Source organism: Proteus sp. fly-1013 (assembly GCF_040140245.1).
GTDB classification, from domain to species: domain Bacteria; phylum Pseudomonadota; class Gammaproteobacteria; order Enterobacterales; family Enterobacteriaceae; genus Proteus; species Proteus mirabilis_B.
In genome coordinates, this window is the sequence record NZ_JBEEWD010000001.1 from 562054 (window position 1) to 578232 (window position 16179).

Consider the following 16179-nt stretch of genomic DNA (forward strand, 5'->3'; position numbering starts at 1 on the left):
AAATAATTATATTGTATTTTTATGTGGAGTTTGGATGAGGTAATAATAAGGTAATCTTTTTATATTATTACCTTAGTAGTCTGATTTTTGATTAATATTATTATTAAATCACGATTTTTATCCAATCTTTCCCTCGATCATCATGGTATTTATCTGTTTGAATTTGGTTCTTATGACCGAGTAAATCTTTAGTATTTATACCTTGTGCTCTATATAACCTTTCAGATAAAGAACGCTGTTCATGAAATGTTGCAGGTGTTCCTTCTCCCCAATCAATATCTGTTTTATTTCTCGCCTTTTTAAAGTTAGTCGTTAGTGTATTTGCAGTAACTTGATCACCACGTTTAGATTGTGAAGTGGTATGAAAATAATGAATAAGATAAGGGCTAATAACGCGATCACGACAACGAGCAACGACATCACGTAATGACATATTTAATTGTTCAGAACGTAGTGATAATGGAATAGCTAATTTAGTACCCGTTTTTTCTTGAGTAATATGTAAATGATCATCCCAAATATCATTAAACTTCATTGCGGAAATATCACCTAATCGTTGGCCTGTAATAAGTGCAAGCAACATGGCATTCCCAACATAACGATGTTGTTTATCAGCAATCTCAAATATCTTTTTCCATTCATCAAAATTAAGACGTTGGCGAGTTACTTTTCGTTTCGGTTGTTTAGTGGCGAGGGCAGGGTTATAACCAGGAGGAACTTCACCTGCATGTTGCGCTTCTTTAAATACATCAATTAAAACAGAGCGAATAACTTGTGCCATTCTGTGCTGACCATTAGATTTATATTCATCCAGAATTTCAGCAATATCTCTGGCATCAACAGCGGGTAATGGTTTCATGGATAAGGCTTGCCTCATTAAATCTACCGGCTTCCTTTTTTGTTTATAAGTATTCGGCTTTATATCACCTTCTTTTAAACGCTCTTCTTGAATAATCCAGTATTTATCCAACCAAGTATTAACCGTGATTTCTTTACCTTTTATTTTTGCCACCCGATCACCAATAGCCATAACTTGTCGGCTACGTTGTTCCGCTAACCTTGTGTTAGCTTCAATGGCTATTGCTTTCGCCTCGGCTTCATTATCACCGAGGGCATGATATTTACCTGTTACAGGATGGCGGTAACGCCAATAAACCTTGTTAGCTTTACGACTAAATAATGGGTAAAGATTAGGGATATTGACGTTATTTTTACGAGGTCTGGCAGCCATCTTTGAGGATCCTTTGTAAAATAGGGTTATCGTTGTTATTGATAACCAGTGATGTCAAATTACCGACAAGGTCGGCATCTTCTCTCACGCGCCAAATGCCACCTTCTTTCCTTGCTGGTGGGTAGAACAGGCCACCACGAGCATATCGTTGTAGCGTTCCTAACTTTGGTGGACGACTTTTATATCTTTCTTGCGCCCACTCCTCTAAAGTCAACATTTGCATATTTTTCTCTCCACACTGTCCGTACACAGTTTAAATAGATATTAGTTGATGCTGGTGGTTATTAGCCCTTTTTCTCTTTATAAAGTTCATTAAAACGGCGGAGGAATAAAGCTTTTGCTTGTGGTGGTGTTAGTGGGTTAACAACAAAATCACTTGCTGGAATACCTTCAAGCATTAACCAATTACTACCTACATCAATTTCTAAATCACGCTTTTCTGTGGCTAACATCATTAAGTCAGCAAAATGAACTGCATCAGATTTAGATTCAGGTAGCCCAAACTTTTTGCGGATCATCTTTTCTACACGTAATTCAATTAATTTATATTCAGGCAATAGCTTTTTAAGTGGTGATGGTAGGTCTTTGACATAAGCTTCACTGGCATCATGAAGTAGGGCCTCTAAAGCAAATTCAGGTGCAACTAAATAACTTGCATATACAGAATGCTGAGCAACAGAATAGAAATTATCAATCTGTCCATTAAAGCGACATTCATTAGCAAGGCCACTAGCAATATCTTGAATATCTATATCTTCGATCCGTACATCGAGATAATAGAAATGTTTATTTGTTGCTGTTGCAATATAAGACATTATTCTCTCCACACAATTTTTAGGTAATAAAAATCCCTCTCGAATTAATCGAGATTACATTTCCCTGGTGTTGCTAATAAAAAATAAAAATGGATTTACACTTCACACAATAAGAAAGGGCACTAGCTACAGTAGATACCTGATATGGACTGTCATGGATGAATGCCAGCACCCTTACTTATTGTTAGATTTGATAAAATGGCTGACTGAGCAGAACATTATCACCACACCCCCGTTAATGGTTTAAGACTCAGCCAGCCATTGTTCCTCTTCACACAGTTTATTTCGCTTTAGAAATAGAATGCAACTAAAAGTAGATATTGTCAACAACTAAAAGTAGAAAGTAAGGGCGTAAAAAAACCAACTTTTAGTTGGTTTTAATGTTTATGCGAATTGTTTAAATGACATTGGTAGGCTTCTTATAAGCTTTCCATGAAAATAAACTTCATGTATTTCATGATCATCAATAAAAAATGGAGGGTAAAAATCATTATCTGATATTACAGCTAACTTTCTACCTTTAACGCGTTGCAATCGTTTAATAAAGGTAGAATCTTCAAAGTTAAAGATATAAATACCATCACCATTGAACTGATTTATTTTGGTATCTATAAAAAGTAAGTCTTTAGGGTTCAGTGTGGGAGTCATGCTATCACCATCCACATTGATGATCATTACGCCATCTAGATTACTACGGCCAAATAACTCATAAATACGTTCTTGTGGTATTTCTATTGATCTAACTACTTCTGGGAATGGATTATTAATATAGCCATTTCCTGCTGACGCAAAAGCCTCGATTTGTCTAACTGTGGCTGTATTTTTATTAAATTCGTTTTGCGGATCAGCTTGTAGACCTACACCATAGTCAAGATATGCGGGGGTTGAAAAAACGGTTTTAGCAACTAATTCCATCTTATCATCTCTAGGTTTGGCTGTGCCTAATGTATATCGACGTGCCATTTCATAAGACACACCAACTTGTTCGGACAATTGCCGAATATCTACATTAACCTCTTTCATTCGCTGGGTTAGTCGTTTAGCGAAACTATCGTATTTGTTATTTTCTACCATAAGTAGAATTCTATCCACCAATCTCACCCTTGTCATTTCTATTTTAAGTTGTTTTATTTGTCTACTTTAAGTAGTATTGATGTATTACTTAAGGAGAGGCATCTATGCACCAAGAAAATTATACAGAAAAAGCAATTAGAACAGTCGGGGTGCCATCTGCTGTATCTCGAATGTTTGGCTTTAATTCCCCTCAGTCAGTTTTTAACTGGATTAAAAATAACAAAGTACCAGCAGAGCGAGTGATCCAACTATGTGAGTTAGGTGGTTGGGTTGTATCACCGCATCAACTACGACCTGATCTCTACCCAAATAAAACCGATGGTCTACCAAAACAATAACAAAACCGTTTAAAGCAGTTAACTACAAGAATTTATCAATGGTGGTAGGAAATGAGTAACCAATCAATAAAACAGGTAGTGAAAGAAATGTGTGAAGCGACAGCTGGTGGGCGAGAGGCAATGGCTGGAGCACTAGGTCTGTCTTTAACATCATTCAACAACAAGCTTTATGAGAAAAACGGTTGTCGTTCGTTTGATTTAAACGAGCTGTTAGCTATGCAAGATATTTCTAAGACCGTTTTATTTGCTGAATTTGTCGCTCGGGAATCAAATCGCTTACTTGTGGACCGGATCAGTCCTGCGGAACTGGATGAAACGGAATTGTTTGTACTGCGTAGTGGTGTTGACGAAATGCAGGGGCGTTTAGCTTTATTCATGAAAGATAGCTTGGCTGATGGCGTTATTGATAACGAAGAAGAGCAAAAGATAAAAATGATGTTGGATGGATTAATTTCGCAAATCCGCACCTTTATGAATGCGTTTGTTTCGTTACATCAAAAGAGAAATTAAAGATGGCTATATCCAGAAAGGGTGAAGCCAAAGGTGTACGGCCTCTGGCTTCGGTTTGCAAATTTCAATTGTGTGAAGAGAAATTAGCATGAGTAGATTATCAAACTTAGCATGCTGTACGCAAGTACGGGCTTCAATGCGTGATGGTCGTTTTGTCTATGAAATTAAAGTACCAGAAGGCTATGAAGAAACAAACTACCAATTTATGCGTTGGCTTGTAGATGATTTCAATTCAAAACATGGTTTAAGGGCGGGCAATGAACAATGAGAACCCAAACCAACTTGATCGCTACTACAAAAATCACAGAGGTATCGTTGTTCATGTTGTTCGTTATGACAGAGAAAAACAGCGAGTCATTTTTATGCTGGATGGTTGTGACGATCCACAATGTGAACCGGTACAGCGATTTAAAGAGAAGTACACTCGTATTAAGTAATGAGGTGGCAAGATGAGTTTATTATTACTAAAAAGTCGCCCTTTAGTCGTTATTCCTGAATTAGCGGTACGTCTTGGTTTAAATGAGGCGATGCTGTTACAGCAAATTCAATATTGGCTAACTGAAACTACTTCAGGTGTTGAATATGACGGCTCGCGCTGGATTTATAACACCGTCGAAGAGTGGAAGAATCAATTTCCTTTTTTCTCTGAATCAACGATTAAACGTGCTTTTACTAATTTAAAAAAGCAGGGCGTTTTACGCATCGAGCAAATCAATAAATCGAACCATGACCGTACTAATTATTATGCGATTAACTACGGTCATCATCTGCTGACCGATGAGGTCAATATGACCCAATCGAATAGCGATAACTCATCTCATCGAACAGTTCAAAATGACCTTATCGATAAGCGCAAATTGAAACCTTCAAACAGTTCAAAATGCGCTGTTCTGAACGGGTCAAAATGGCCTGTTCTTACAGAGAATACAACAGAGATTACTTCAGAGAGTACAACAGAAACAGATCATTCGTCGCAGAATTCTGGCGAATCCAGCGACCAGCCGAAAAATGATTTTTTAACTTGCTATCCAGAAGCCGTGATTTACAGCACTAATTTCCAGAAATGGGGTGATGAAGGTGATTTGAAAACGGCAAAATGGATGTTTGGTCGTGTTAAAAAACTGAATTCATCTGCACTAGAGCCTACTTGGTATGACTGGGCGAACGATATTCGTTTGATGCGCCAAATCGATGGACGTACCCATGAACAAATTTGTGCCTTGTTCGATTGGGCCAACAAAGATTCATTCTGGCACCAAAACATTTTAAGCCCTCGTAAATTACGTAAACACTTTGATGAGCTGATCGTTCGTAGCCAAAAGCCAAAGGATGAGCCGAAGGTTCAAGTTGATACCGTTGAACGTGACAGCGCCTTCTCTCGCTTGATTGGTTCTCGTTCTAAACCTCAAAACCGTATTGAAGAGATCGCACTTGAATTAGCAGGTAAGACAGGTATTCGTCGTATGAGTGAGTTTTCTGGTCGTCAAGCATGGAACAGCATTTGGAAACAAGCGACTGAAATGTCACAGGAGGTTCAGCAATGATTGATTACGCACTGAAATTACAGGCATTAAAAAGCCAATCTGCTCACAAATTAAAAGAAATTGGTGATCAATGGCGAACACCTGAAAATCTGTATTGGGGTATCAATTCACTCTATGGGCCGTTCACGCTAGATCTATTTACTGATGCGCAAAACAGCAAATGCCCTCATTTCTACACCGTTGAGGATAATGCGCTTACCCAAGATTGGTCAGAAAAACTCAAAGAAATTGGCGGTGCAGCTTTCGCTAATCCACCCTATTCACGTAGTTCATATCATGAAAAACAAGCTGTTACTGGTGTTCGCCACATTATGAATCATGCGTTAGCGATGCGTGAAAAAGGTGGTCGATATGTCTTCCTGTTGAAAGTGGCGACAAGCGAAACATGGTGGTGTGAAGAAGCGGATCATATTTGTTTTATTCGCGGTCGTGTTGGTTTTGATGTTCCTGAATGGTTTGTTCCTGCAGATGAAACCCAAGTGCCAACGGGTGCGTTTTTTGCGGGTGCTATCGTGGTGTTTGATAAAACGTGGAATGGTAAAGCTATTGATTACATTCAACGTAGTGAGTTGGAGCAAATCGGTAAAACATTTGTTGAACAGGCTAAATGGCTTGTATCGAGAGGTGTTGCATGAAAATCACAGAGCAAATCTTAGCGTTGTACAAAGTGGGTGAAGAAGTTAATCGCGACATTGTTATTCGTGATTTAGACACTAATTTAGCTGGCGCATCAAGAGCGTTGGCACACCTTTGGACTTTAGGTGCATTAGTCAGAATTAGCGAAGAACGTCCATTACGCTACAGAGTAACTAAAGAGGCAGAAAGAGTTCATTCAGTAATAACAGAATCACGTAAATCAGGTGAGTCAGTCTACATTGAAAAGCTGAATACTCAGAAAGCTAAAAAATGCGCATTACCCACAATCAAATGGGTAAAACACGCCACCTCTAATTTTGCTCTCATGGGTAAATTGCCAACCGAGCCGTATGACTCATTAGTGAGAGCTGTAAGAGGTAATCACTAATGAACAATAAAAGCTGTCCATTCTGTAACTCTAAAAAACTAGAAGTCATGCAAGTGATGATCAATACATTTACTCGTTGCAGAAAATGTGGGGCACGAGGGCCTATCGCTAATGACTTCGAAGGTGCTTTGAAGGCTTGGGATAAAAGGAGTGTAAACGATGCTAACTAAATACATGTTGTTCGTTGGTTTTTGGTTCGTTGTGACATTACTGATTGGGTTGTGGGGTACTTATGCCTGAATTAACCCTAACACTACCATTTCCACCTAGTGTAAATACTTATTGGAGAAATACCCAAAGAGGAACCCTAGTCAGTGTAAAAGGGCGAGTATTTAGAGCAAATGCGATTGCAGCAGTCTATGAACAATTAAAGCGTAGACCTAAGGCTATTGAGAGTGATGTGTTTGTTTCTGTGAAATTATATCCCCCAACTAAGCAGGCTAGAGATATTGATAATTTCTTAAAAGCACCTTTTGATGCCCTTACTCATGCCGGTGTATGGGTGGATGATAAGCAGATTAAAAAAATGGATGTTGAATGGATGGACGTTATTAAAGGCGGGAAGCTTGAAATAATCATTCGTCAGCATAGTAAAAGCGTGATGTACGGTCACGAGTAAAACGTGGAGAGAAATAGCATGAATGGATTAATTGTTATTGATGGCTTTCAGGTTCGTAGAGATGTAGCCGGTCGTTATTGTTTAAATGATTTACATCGAGTATCGGGTGGTGAAAAACGGCATCAACCATCGAATTGGAGTTCATTAGCTCAAACTAAAGAGTTAATTGATGAAATTTCGACCGCTCCTGAGATCACAGGAGCGCCCATTGTTACTGTGGCTGGTGGATATAACCAAGGCACCTATGTTTGCAAAGAATTAGTGTATGCCTACGCAATGTGGATCAGTGCTTCTTTTCATTTAAAAGTGATCCGTACCTTCGATGCTTTAATGTCACAACAGCACCAAGAGAAACTCAGTGATAAGGTTCAAGCGGGTGTAATACTGCTTGAGTCAATGTCTAAAAGTTTAAACTTTTCGAATTCATCAAAGTTAGGCGCTTATCAAAAATTACAGGCCATGGCGGGATTACCTGAATTAGCCCCTGTTTATGCGATTGATGCACCAAGTGGATCTATGGATAGCTCCAGTCGTCCAACAGTTGCATTATCAACACTGATTAAAAAACACAATTTACCTATTTCAGCACAGCAAGCCTATAAGCGATTAGCCGAACTAGGCATTGTTGAACGTCTATCACGCCCAAGCACGAAAACTGCTAGCAAAACGAAAGAGTTTTGGTCTGTTACGGCTAGAGGTTGTCAGTTTGGGAAGAATATGACGAGTCCTAATAATCCGCGCGAAACCCAACCGCATTTCTTTGAGAGTAAAACGGATGAATTGATCCGCATGGTGATGTTGAATAAGCAGGTGAGCGCATGAAATTATTATTAACTCCCTACATTCAACCTGAACTGGGCGTTGTATTACTTAAACCGGGTGCTGAATTACTCGAGCAATTTAAAAAGCATCACCGCGTGATTATTAGCGATGTTCCAAAAAGTTTAGATGTGTTGCCCTCAGGCGCATTAACGGGTGATGAACAGCCAATTTTAAACAATAAGCACATCATTCAATTTCTCAATAACAAAAAAGTAATCCACACCATCGATAAAGTATCACCGATGGACTCTTGGGTTATTAGTAATATCAAATACTGTCAGATTGATAACGATGAAGATAATTATCATCACCATGAGTTAGTAACGACATTTAATGAGGCTGGCGTGATCCGCACTTGCTGGTATCACGATAATCATATTCGTCATTCATCAGCAGGGTGGATTGCTGAATTAGCTCATAAAAATCGAATCAATTGGATGTTAGACACTATTCGTTTTCGGTTGAGATTAGATAGTGGCCACCAGCTAACGATACCTGATTTTTTCTCATTTGCAGTAATGCATAGCTTGGTTGATGAATTACCCGAAGCGATATTGCGCCAGATTTTAAATTGGTCAGATAAACAAGAAGAACGCAGAGTTCACGGTGGTTTTCCTGAAGCTGACATTATCCCAAGTAACGTAACCGCATTATCTGCAATGAATGAGCGGTTAGATACCATAAAGCCGGTTATTAAAGTTGCTGTTGATCCGGAGCCACCAGCGTCATTTCTTCTTAAACCTAAAATGCAACGTTGGGAAAATACCCAATGGCTCCAATGGGTGAAGACTCAACCGTGTTGCGTGTGTGGGAAACAGGCTGATGATCCGCATCACATCATTGGTCATGGCATGGGAGGGATGGGTACTAAGGTTCATGACTTATTCACTATTCCATTATGTCGCATTCATCATGACGAGTTACATCGAGACCCAAAACAATGGGAAGTTACTCACGGCAATCAACTCGAATTGTTATTTCATTTTTTAAACCGTTCATTAGGTATCGGTGCATTTATTTAACGTGTGTACGGCACGAGGAGTATAGGCATGAGAGATATACAGGAATTTTTATCACGTTGGGGAGCATGGTCGGCAGATAATACAGAGTCGGTTCAATGGTATTCGGTTGCTGCGGGGTTTAGTGGATTAATACCAAGTAAGGTTAAGGCACGCCCTCAATGTTGTGAAGACGATGCAATAATTATTTCTAGTTGTATGGCGCAACTGAATAAAAAGAATAGTGAGATGCATGACCTATTGCTTGATTACTATTTATTCGGAATGACATTTATGCAACTGGCTAACAAGCACAATTGTTCTGATACTCACATAGGAAAAAAACTGCAAAAAGCAGAAGGGATAATAGAAGGTATGTTAATGATGTTAGATGTCTCCTTAGAAATGGATCGATACATAGAAAAAGTCACATAACGCGCTTTACGATCGTAAAAATGATGATATTGTGATAAGAGTGACATCAAGGTCAGCCAACTTATAAACCCGCTTTTGCGGGGTTTTTATATATAAAATAAAGTTTGCTATCTGAGTTTATCTATGGCTTAATGACATCACTGGTTTGGAAGTACAGGCCTATTTATGTTAGTCAGTTTAAAGTTGTTCACCGTTTAGCGTTATCCTCGATACCACTTCATTGCGAATTCCTTCTAATTAATTCCCATAAGTAAAAATAAAAAACAAACCCTCATATGCCTTATGGCAAATTAAAGAAATTAAAGGAAATTCTATGTCTAATACAATGACTGGTTCAGTAAAATGGTTTAACGATGATAAAGGTTTTGGTTTCATCACTCCTAAAGATGGAAGTAAAGATGTATTTGTACATTACTCTGCAATTCAGAGTGATGACTTCAAATCTCTGATGGAAGGCCAAGAAGTTTCATTTACCATTGAAAATGGTATGAAAGGTCCAGCAGCAGGCAACGTGGTGGCTCTCTAAAGGCGCTATTACTATTCGCCTCTATTTTAAATGTCCTTGTTGTAGCGGTTCACAATATAGAACATCACAATTTGATGTTACAGTGAACAATCCACACGGCGCAAAATGTATTTTTTGTAAGACTGTGATGGCTGCTCAAATGAGTTAAGCGTTAATAGTTGAATATATAAAACCTCGTTTTGGCGGGGTTTTTTTGTTGCTTAAATTTAAAGATGATCCCTTTATATTTTAAAACGTACATATTCATTAGTGTGTGGTAAACTTAGAAGAGTAAACATACCTCATTGCTATCAACAGCAAACCTTGCATTTGCAAGTTTTTATCGAAAATAGATGTGGTATCTAAAGGAATGATTTCCTAAGGAGATGCCTATGAATTGGTCTGCGCTATTACATCTAATCCCCGCTTTTTTACGGAATGTAATTATCATTGCTTTATTGCTCTTAGTTGCATTTATGATAGTTCGTTGGTTCAGGTAAATTCATTCCGCCATTAGCTTAACTGGGAGAGTATTTAGTTTTATTTAAACTAAAAGTCGAGGTTCGATACCTTGATGGCGGCCCAATTAAATATAAAGCTTCTCATCTATTTTTTATTTTAATCTATAGAAAACTTGATATTAGGGGCATAAACTCTTAGGAGTTATTATGACAGGACTAAATCAAACAAAAGTAATTAGTCGAGTTTTACAATGGATTAGTAGTGTTGGCCTGATATTGCTTGCAATTATTTTAATAATTTTTTTAGTTAAAGAAACTATTATTCTTGCTAATTTGTTGTTTACAGTTAGTGATCCAGTTTCAATTTATTTATTAGTTGATGGACTTATCATTTACTTTCTGTATTTTGAGTTTATTGCCTTAATTATTAAATACTTTCAATCAAATTATCACTTTCCATTACAATATTTTATTTACATCGCTATCACAGCTGTAATTAGACTTATTGTTGTTGAACATAAAAATCCGCAATTACTTATCGTATATTCAGGAACAATCCTTATTCTAGTTATTGCATTGTATATTGCTAATGCAGAAAGATTGAAGCCAGAATAAGCTAAAGTATCTCATTTAAAAGGTCGCCATGTGCGGCCTTTTTTATATACATAGATCATAGTATCAATCACATACTGATTACTTCACATAAAAACTGTGTATCTGTATCTCTTTAACTAAACTCGGACACTCCGTAGGGGGTGACTATGCGCATGGAAAAATTGACCAATGCTACCTACGGAACAGCTGGCTTAACTGCCTTTTTTGCAAGTCTCTCACTTTATGAATGGGGATTTGTAATAGGGATGGGATTCAGCATGCTCCTTGGATTAGCAACTTATTTTATGACACAGCGAGAACAACGAAAACGAACAGCGTTATTTGCTGAATTAGTTCACCGTAATTGTTCTAGTGATCCGCAAAGCATAGAAAAGATAGTTGGCGAGATGCTGACTAAAGCTAAAAAGGATATTTAATGAACCTAAAACAGAAAGTGACAGTAGTCACGAGTGCTGGTGCGGTAAGCATCGCGCTAACCGTGATTGGTTATTTTGAGGGAGTGCGTTATGAGCCATACCATGATGTTGCTGGAATTCTGACGGTTTGTTATGGCCACACTGGAAATGACATCATTCAAGGTAAGACATATACACAGCAAGAGTGTGACGAATTACTGCAGAAAGACTTTATTAGAACGCAGCAGCAAGTTGATACCCTGATTAAAGTACCGCTGGATGATAAAACAAAAGCGTCTCTATATTCTTTTGCCTTTAATGTGGGTACCACAGCTTTTGCACGTTCTACGTTGCTAAAGAAATTAAACGCAGGCGATCAGTATGGCGCTTGTGAAGAAATGAAACGATGGGTTTATGCAGGTGGAAAGGTATGGCGAGGGCTAGTCAGTCGTAGAGATGCGGAGTCAGCACTATGTCATGGAAATCTTTAATCATCATTATCAGCTTTATCCTCGCATTACTCATCACAGTCGCTGGTGGCATTTATCTCTCAATTGATAACTCATGTACTAAAGACCAAGTGAGTTTAGAAAAACGCTGTCAGATTGCACTCTCACATCATCGGTACTAATCATGAAATACGGGAAACTCTATGCCGTCATTGCGATGGTAGGTATCATAGTGGGTGGCTATTGGATGATTAATTGGCAAACTAACAGAATTAATCTATTAGTAGAAACAAACAAAGAACTAACGATTGCTCTCGAAGAACAGAAGTCTATTAATACTGACTATCAAGCACGCATAATGCGGTTAAATCAACTAGATATTCAATATACGCAGGAGTTAGCGAATGCTAAGAATGAAATTAATCGCTTGCGTGATATTAGTGAGCGTCATCCTAAGCGGGTGTATATCAAAGCCGAGTGCCCAAAAAGCAAAACCACTCCCTCCACCAGATTGGCTTATGCAACCACCGCCCGACCTACTAACACCTATACAGAAATTATTGGTTACTTCGAGAGCGAATTACAGAGTTAAAGCAAATAATTAAATGGTAGCAGAATTGCATTATATAATAATACTTAATCTGATTTAGATGATCTCTAATCAATAAATAATCACTATCTAGTAATTATCTCTTAATCAAATAAGTTATTAAGAAAATTATTTTCACTCTAAAAAACAATATTAATGATATTTTATTATTAATACAATTATAGGTGGTAATTACAAAACTCATAGCGAAGTAAATAAAAACTAAAATTAAGAAAGCATAGAATAGATGAGGTGTGGATTCAGATGTGATTATACAAATTAAAACTATAGTAAGTGAAATAAATAACCCTTCAAATAATATTCGATCAAAAATAAATGTATCAAAAAACCATTTCTTAAAACTTTCTTCTTTATTAGTTTGGTTATTATAAGTTTGATTTATTTTTCTTACATCTTTGTCCGATAAATTTCTCATTATTTTATCTATATCGAACTTTTTCATTATTTTTTATCTCTATCTTAGATTATCTTTTTTTAAATGATAACACATTTAAACATCAAGCTGAATTATAATGATTAATTATATTTATGAAATTATATTTTTTAATGAAAAATCATCTTGAGTTAAATTAAAGTAAAAAATACTTTTTACTAAGTAGCTCCAGTATCGTAATCATCCCTTAACTTATATTAGTTATTTAGAAAGAATAATATAAAAATACTATGATGATAACTCGGGGATTTTAATAGATTGTTACGAACATACAGGCAAAGACATTATTATAAAATGATTTTAAACACAATAACAAATCGATGTTTTAGTCAGTTTAAGTCGTGTCAGCGCCTTAAACATGCGTGTGGCATTCAGGTTTATACCAAGAAAATATCTTTCGGTTACGATGTAGATGTTAAAACGAATCTTCGTAATTTAAATAAGGAGAGATGTTTCAAGTATTATGAACTATTTGATGGATGTAAAAACTTACCTGTATCAAAGTCTAATTGGAAAGGCTCCCATCCCCCCGGAGGATCCCATTCACCAATGCCATTAATAATACCATTTTCTATGCTATCAATAATAACACCATCAATTGCACATCGCTCTGAGCGCCACTTAATTCCTTGGTAAATGTTTACTAAAAAAGTGTACGCAAAGGTGGTTACGATAAAATCAGAAGTAAGCTTATCTGAATGGATATTTGGTATTGAATATAAGTGGCCAACATAGTCATTCAAAGCAATACTTGATACACGATCTGTATTCACATCATAGAGATGGATATGTTGACCATGGAGGATAGCCACTACATTCTTATTTGTTTTAATTTCTTTGAAGCACTGCTCAAGAATGCATCCATCATCGTCACATACCGAATATATGTTAAGGATAAGTGATGGCTTATTATCCAAAGAAACTAGCACACTACAACTTAAATAAACACTATTAGATAGCTGATCGATTTCAATAGTAGGTAAAAAAGGAAAACGAGTATGTTTATCTCTTTCAACAAATTCAGTAGTTATCTTCATAATTATCTCTGTACTCTATTGATAATTGATCCTCACCTGGCTCTTTAAGTACATTATTTGATAAAAATATTTCCCGCATCATTGGTGCAATTTCCCAGCAATCACTTAGATCTTCATTATCAAAGCTACACCAATGAAAAATAGTATACGCATGTAGAGGGTATTCTTGCTGTAATAATGCACTAACTTCTGACTTATATTTATCAATTTGATTATCTTGTTCTTCTAGTGCCTGTAATATGAGCATCATCAATGCAAATTTTTGGTCATCATCAGATAGTTTCTTATAATGTGAAATATATTTATCTATATGCTGAGGGATCGAGACAATATAAGCCCAATCTTGCATCCAACGTTCATTGGGTAAATTCAAATCTGTGGCTAATTGTTCGATTGCAACAGCCGTTTCATAACGTGGAGAGGGGGGATTATACATAGTAAGATCCTTATTGATTTTGTATCTCCAAGTAAAAAATTATTGTAATAGTAGCAGTATAATTAAAAAATGATACTAATAAAGCTATGTTATATAGTGTTACCACTAACTCAGTAGAATAAAATCGTGTAAAATTAACTTTTGGTGTTATTAATAGTGTGTTGTTGATGGTTTTTAAATTGAATATTTTAGGGTGATATGACTATTATATAATATAATTGTTGTTTCTTCAAAATAAATAGATTGGGACTGGCATGAAAAAATATTCTTATTTTCAGTTATTCAGTTACACATTTGCAATTTTATTTATTATAACTGTATTCTTCTATTGGAAATTTGAGATTAAAGAGTACGTTATAATTTCAAATATATCGATTAAAATAGCATTGGGAATTTCTGCTATTGGCTTGCTAGTCTGCTTTTTTTTCATATATAAGAAAGCAACTTTTAATAAGACAGTAAAGAATTTATTAATGTTTCCTTTAGCATTATTTATTATTATATTTATTAGTGAATACTTCATACTTTCTAGTATCGTTTATTTTACTGATGGAGAGATGAGTAGTTACAAATCCAGTTACTTATACGTAGAAGGAAGCAGGTCATGTTCTGGTATAAAAGTAAATGATGAAAATGAAGGTTTGTGCTAAAATTGTTCACGGTAATATTTATGAAACTGGAAATGCCATAATTTTGAAGAAAACAAATGCTTTAGGTTTTGAGTTAATATCAGCAAAAACATACTAATATAAATCCGAAATAGAAACCGCATTAAAGAATGCGGTTTCTATTTGTTTATTTTATAAAATAGAAAATAAAATTATTAAAAGTTCATTCTAAATCCTACTGTTGCATATATTGGAGTTTCTATTTTATTACCGTTTTGATAGTTTATTTCAGTATAAAAAAGAGCATCATTACCTATATTTGTTGTCAAACCAACGCCGTACTTACCCACATTCCCAGCATAATGACTATCAAATGATATGTTATTAATCTCTACTGTATTATTTTTAATAAATTCACGAGATATTGCTGCTTTTATGTAAGGCTTAACATTGTGGTTTGCAATCAGTAAATTACTCTCTAATGTGGCTCCAAATTCACCTTTTAAGCTATCAGCATCGTGGATATTTGCTTTCATACCATTGTCTAATACATAATGTGACTTACCAATATGAGAATAAAGGATCTGATTATATGGTGTAAGTAGCAATTCATTTGAAATTTCAATAGGGTAGCCTATTTCTGTCGATGCTGTAACCGTATTTTGATTGTAACTTCCTTTAACTCTATTTCCTTCATTCATATTAGTGTTGATTTCATTATTAAGGTGATTCATCTTAAATAAAGAATCCACATAAAAACCTGAGTAATTAAGCCAAGTTAAATAGATACCACCGCCATAGCTATTAATATCACCATTATTAATATTTTCGGATTTGATCTTACTCTTAGTATAAGAAGTCATTAAACCAAATAGCAATTGATCATTATTTATGGCTATTTTCTTATCTATACCAATTTGCATTCCATTTAAATTAGAATGGAATTGACTATAGCCTTTATCGTTCAAATGAGAATTATCATTTAAGTATCGAACCCATACACCTAGAACATTCGTATTTTCACGTAATAACCCCATTCTTTGGCGCAAAGTACTCGTTTCAATACTCAATATATGCTGTGGTGCTGAAGCCATATTAATAACGGCTTGAGCACTATTACTTAATATAGGCTGACTCACACTTGGCTGTTTAGAGGTATCAGGCTGTTTAGAGGTATCAGGCTGTTTAGAGGTATCAGGCTGTTTAGAAGTATCAGGCTG

The 16179-nt window shown here is 36.2% G+C and carries 25 protein-coding genes, 1 tRNA gene and 1 pseudogene; 20 read left to right on the top strand and 7 right to left on the bottom strand.

The features are described 5' to 3' along the window. Window positions 1–103: 103 nt before the first annotated feature. From ABN236_RS02690 to ABN236_RS02705, 4 genes are all read right to left on the bottom strand, one after another. Entirely contained in the window at window positions 104–1231 is a 1128-nt protein-coding gene (locus ABN236_RS02690) for a site-specific integrase (protein ID WP_311750885.1), read from the bottom strand. Then, window positions 1212–1454 carry an excisionase gene (locus ABN236_RS02695; protein ID WP_349473327.1) on the bottom strand — a complete coding sequence of 81 codons (243 nt, stop codon included), beginning with the start codon at window positions 1452–1454 and terminating at the stop codon, window positions 1212–1214. The genes ABN236_RS02690 and ABN236_RS02695 overlap by 20 nt, the downstream gene beginning before the upstream one ends. 61 nt (window positions 1455–1515) lie before the next feature. Continuing rightward, window positions 1516–2046, bottom strand: a complete 531-nt coding sequence (locus ABN236_RS02700) for an HD family hydrolase (RefSeq protein WP_161681277.1) — start codon at window positions 2044–2046, stop codon at window positions 1516–1518. Window positions 2047–2430: 384 nt separating this feature from the next. Further along, window positions 2431–3138: a LexA family transcriptional regulator gene (locus ABN236_RS02705; protein ID WP_349459587.1), complete on the bottom strand. Its 708-nt coding sequence runs from the start codon at window positions 3136–3138 to the stop codon at window positions 2431–2433. A gap of 86 nt (window positions 3139–3224) precedes the next feature. Between ABN236_RS02705 and ABN236_RS02710 the strand changes: the two genes are divergently transcribed. From ABN236_RS02710 to ABN236_RS19315, 20 genes and pseudogenes are all read left to right on the top strand, one after another. Beyond that, window positions 3225–3458 (top strand): transcriptional regulator, encoded by a 234-nt coding sequence (locus ABN236_RS02710; protein WP_191901976.1) that lies wholly within the window; start codon window positions 3225–3227, stop codon window positions 3456–3458. A gap of 51 nt (window positions 3459–3509) precedes the next feature. Then, complete coding sequence (locus tag ABN236_RS02715; RefSeq protein WP_099659595.1) at window positions 3510–3968, top strand: YmfL family putative regulatory protein; 459 nt, start codon at window positions 3510–3512, stop codon at window positions 3966–3968. An 88-nt stretch (window positions 3969–4056) separates the two neighbouring features. After that, entirely contained in the window at window positions 4057–4236 is a 180-nt protein-coding gene (locus ABN236_RS02720) for a hypothetical protein (RefSeq protein ID WP_191901978.1), read from the top strand. Then, on the top strand, window positions 4226–4405 hold the full coding sequence (locus ABN236_RS02725; RefSeq protein WP_004251656.1) for a DUF4222 domain-containing protein: 180 nt from the start codon (window positions 4226–4228) through the stop codon (window positions 4403–4405). The genes ABN236_RS02720 and ABN236_RS02725 overlap by 11 nt, the downstream gene beginning before the upstream one ends. Window positions 4406–4417: 12 nt before the next feature. After that, window positions 4418–5512, top strand: a complete 1095-nt coding sequence (locus ABN236_RS02730; protein ID WP_191901979.1) for a phage replication protein O — start codon at window positions 4418–4420, stop codon at window positions 5510–5512. Continuing rightward, window positions 5509–6147 carry a phage N-6-adenine-methyltransferase gene (locus ABN236_RS02735; protein WP_191901980.1) on the top strand — a complete coding sequence of 213 codons (639 nt, stop codon included), beginning with the start codon at window positions 5509–5511 and terminating at the stop codon, window positions 6145–6147. Before ABN236_RS02730 ends, ABN236_RS02735 begins: the two co-directional genes overlap by 4 nt. After that, window positions 6144–6536 carry a hypothetical protein gene (locus tag ABN236_RS02740; RefSeq protein ID WP_072069180.1) on the top strand — a complete coding sequence of 131 codons (393 nt, stop codon included), beginning with the start codon at window positions 6144–6146 and terminating at the stop codon, window positions 6534–6536. Before ABN236_RS02735 ends, ABN236_RS02740 begins: the two co-directional genes overlap by 4 nt. Before the next feature lie 232 nt (window positions 6537–6768). Next, entirely contained in the window at window positions 6769–7155 is a 387-nt protein-coding gene (locus tag ABN236_RS02745; protein WP_099660106.1) for a RusA family crossover junction endodeoxyribonuclease, read from the top strand. 18 nt (window positions 7156–7173) lie between these two features. After that, window positions 7174–7977 (top strand): KilA-N domain-containing protein, encoded by an 804-nt coding sequence (locus tag ABN236_RS02750; protein ID WP_191901982.1) that lies wholly within the window; start codon window positions 7174–7176, stop codon window positions 7975–7977. After that, window positions 7974–8999: a DUF968 domain-containing protein gene (locus tag ABN236_RS02755; protein WP_191901983.1), complete on the top strand. Its 1026-nt coding sequence runs from the start codon at window positions 7974–7976 to the stop codon at window positions 8997–8999. The genes ABN236_RS02750 and ABN236_RS02755 overlap by 4 nt, the downstream gene beginning before the upstream one ends. A 27-nt stretch (window positions 9000–9026) precedes the next feature. Further along, window positions 9027–9410 (top strand): antiterminator Q family protein, encoded by a 384-nt coding sequence (locus tag ABN236_RS02760; protein WP_191901984.1) that lies wholly within the window; start codon window positions 9027–9029, stop codon window positions 9408–9410. A 313-nt stretch (window positions 9411–9723) separates the two neighbouring features. Further along, a complete protein-coding gene (gene cspE, locus ABN236_RS02765; RefSeq protein ID WP_041701226.1) occupies window positions 9724–9936 on the top strand; it encodes a transcription antiterminator/RNA stability regulator CspE in 213 nt (70 codons plus the stop codon). A gap of 7 nt (window positions 9937–9943) precedes the next feature. Continuing rightward, complete coding sequence (gene ymcF, locus ABN236_RS02770) at window positions 9944–10084, top strand: cold shock small protein YmcF (protein ID WP_419775829.1); 141 nt, start codon at window positions 9944–9946, stop codon at window positions 10082–10084. Between the two features lie 338 nt (window positions 10085–10422). After that, a tRNA-OTHER gene (locus ABN236_RS02775) sits at window positions 10423–10500 on the top strand. Window positions 10501–10583: 83 nt separating this feature from the next. Further along, on the top strand, window positions 10584–10991 hold the full coding sequence (gene psiE / locus ABN236_RS02780; protein WP_063109078.1) for a phosphate-starvation-inducible protein PsiE: 408 nt from the start codon (window positions 10584–10586) through the stop codon (window positions 10989–10991). 146 nt (window positions 10992–11137) lie between these two features. Next, window positions 11138–11407, top strand: coding sequence for a hypothetical protein (locus tag ABN236_RS02785; RefSeq protein ID WP_191901985.1), 270 nt, complete (start codon window positions 11138–11140; stop codon window positions 11405–11407). Next, window positions 11407–11877 carry a lysozyme gene (locus ABN236_RS02790; protein WP_191901986.1) on the top strand — a complete coding sequence of 157 codons (471 nt, stop codon included), beginning with the start codon at window positions 11407–11409 and terminating at the stop codon, window positions 11875–11877. The genes ABN236_RS02785 and ABN236_RS02790 overlap by 1 nt, the downstream gene beginning before the upstream one ends. Beyond that, window positions 11859–12017: a hypothetical protein gene (locus ABN236_RS02795; RefSeq protein WP_349473328.1), complete on the top strand. Its 159-nt coding sequence runs from the start codon at window positions 11859–11861 to the stop codon at window positions 12015–12017. Before ABN236_RS02790 ends, ABN236_RS02795 begins: the two co-directional genes overlap by 19 nt. 65 nt (window positions 12018–12082) lie before the next feature. Beyond that, window positions 12083–12322: pseudogene (locus tag ABN236_RS19310) on the top strand (lysis system i-spanin subunit Rz); the annotation flags it as partial. Then, window positions 12249–12440: an Rz1 family lipoprotein gene (locus tag ABN236_RS19315; protein ID WP_502929607.1), complete on the top strand. Its 192-nt coding sequence runs from the start codon at window positions 12249–12251 to the stop codon at window positions 12438–12440. The pseudogene ABN236_RS19310 and the gene ABN236_RS19315, both read left to right, overlap by 74 nt. Before the next feature lie 899 nt (window positions 12441–13339). Here ABN236_RS19315 and ABN236_RS02805 read toward each other — a convergent pair. From ABN236_RS02805 to ABN236_RS02815, 3 genes are all read right to left on the bottom strand, one after another. Further along, the gene (locus ABN236_RS02805; protein WP_349473329.1) at window positions 13340–13915 is read right to left on the bottom strand and encodes a hypothetical protein; all 576 of its coding nucleotides are present in this window, start codon (window positions 13913–13915) and stop codon (window positions 13340–13342) included. Beyond that, window positions 13899–14351: a hypothetical protein gene (locus tag ABN236_RS02810; protein WP_349473331.1), complete on the bottom strand. Its 453-nt coding sequence runs from the start codon at window positions 14349–14351 to the stop codon at window positions 13899–13901. The genes ABN236_RS02805 and ABN236_RS02810 overlap by 17 nt, the downstream gene beginning before the upstream one ends. A gap of 823 nt (window positions 14352–15174) precedes the next feature. Next, window positions 15175–16179, bottom strand: a 1005-nt coding sequence (locus ABN236_RS02815; RefSeq protein WP_349473332.1) for an autotransporter outer membrane beta-barrel domain-containing protein, incomplete at its 5' end; no start/stop codon positions are given.

Coding starts and splice junctions, on each gene's coding strand:
- ABN236_RS02700 (WP_161681277.1), bottom strand. CDS start 2,046: ATGTCTTATATTGCAACAGCAACAAATAAACATTTCTATTATCTCGAT.
- ABN236_RS19315 (WP_502929607.1), top strand. CDS start 12,249: ATGAAATTAATCGCTTGCGTGATATTAGTGAGCGTCATCCTAAGCGGG.
- ABN236_RS02710 (WP_191901976.1), top strand. CDS start 3,225: ATGCACCAAGAAAATTATACAGAAAAAGCAATTAGAACAGTCGGGGTG.
- ABN236_RS02760 (WP_191901984.1), top strand. CDS start 9,027: ATGAGAGATATACAGGAATTTTTATCACGTTGGGGAGCATGGTCGGCA.
- ABN236_RS02725 (WP_004251656.1), top strand. CDS start 4,226: ATGAACAATGAGAACCCAAACCAACTTGATCGCTACTACAAAAATCAC.
- ABN236_RS02695 (WP_349473327.1), bottom strand. CDS start 1,454: ATGCAAATGTTGACTTTAGAGGAGTGGGCGCAAGAAAGATATAAAAGT.
- ABN236_RS02735 (WP_191901980.1), top strand. CDS start 5,509: ATGATTGATTACGCACTGAAATTACAGGCATTAAAAAGCCAATCTGCT.
- ABN236_RS02690 (WP_311750885.1), bottom strand. CDS start 1,231: ATGGCTGCCAGACCTCGTAAAAATAACGTCAATATCCCTAATCTTTAC.
- cspE (WP_041701226.1), top strand. CDS start 9,724: ATGTCTAATACAATGACTGGTTCAGTAAAATGGTTTAACGATGATAAA.
- ABN236_RS02740 (WP_072069180.1), top strand. CDS start 6,144: ATGAAAATCACAGAGCAAATCTTAGCGTTGTACAAAGTGGGTGAAGAA.
- ABN236_RS02745 (WP_099660106.1), top strand. CDS start 6,769: ATGCCTGAATTAACCCTAACACTACCATTTCCACCTAGTGTAAATACT.
- ABN236_RS02750 (WP_191901982.1), top strand. CDS start 7,174: ATGAATGGATTAATTGTTATTGATGGCTTTCAGGTTCGTAGAGATGTA.
- ABN236_RS02810 (WP_349473331.1), bottom strand. CDS start 14,351: ATGTATAATCCCCCCTCTCCACGTTATGAAACGGCTGTTGCAATCGAA.
- ABN236_RS02755 (WP_191901983.1), top strand. CDS start 7,974: ATGAAATTATTATTAACTCCCTACATTCAACCTGAACTGGGCGTTGTA.
- ABN236_RS02720 (WP_191901978.1), top strand. CDS start 4,057: ATGAGTAGATTATCAAACTTAGCATGCTGTACGCAAGTACGGGCTTCA.
- ABN236_RS02785 (WP_191901985.1), top strand. CDS start 11,138: ATGCGCATGGAAAAATTGACCAATGCTACCTACGGAACAGCTGGCTTA.
- ABN236_RS02715 (WP_099659595.1), top strand. CDS start 3,510: ATGAGTAACCAATCAATAAAACAGGTAGTGAAAGAAATGTGTGAAGCG.
- ABN236_RS02805 (WP_349473329.1), bottom strand. CDS start 13,915: ATGAAGATAACTACTGAATTTGTTGAAAGAGATAAACATACTCGTTTT.
- ABN236_RS02730 (WP_191901979.1), top strand. CDS start 4,418: ATGAGTTTATTATTACTAAAAAGTCGCCCTTTAGTCGTTATTCCTGAA.
- psiE (WP_063109078.1), top strand. CDS start 10,584: ATGACAGGACTAAATCAAACAAAAGTAATTAGTCGAGTTTTACAATGG.
- ABN236_RS02790 (WP_191901986.1), top strand. CDS start 11,407: ATGAACCTAAAACAGAAAGTGACAGTAGTCACGAGTGCTGGTGCGGTA.
- ABN236_RS02795 (WP_349473328.1), top strand. CDS start 11,859: ATGTCATGGAAATCTTTAATCATCATTATCAGCTTTATCCTCGCATTA.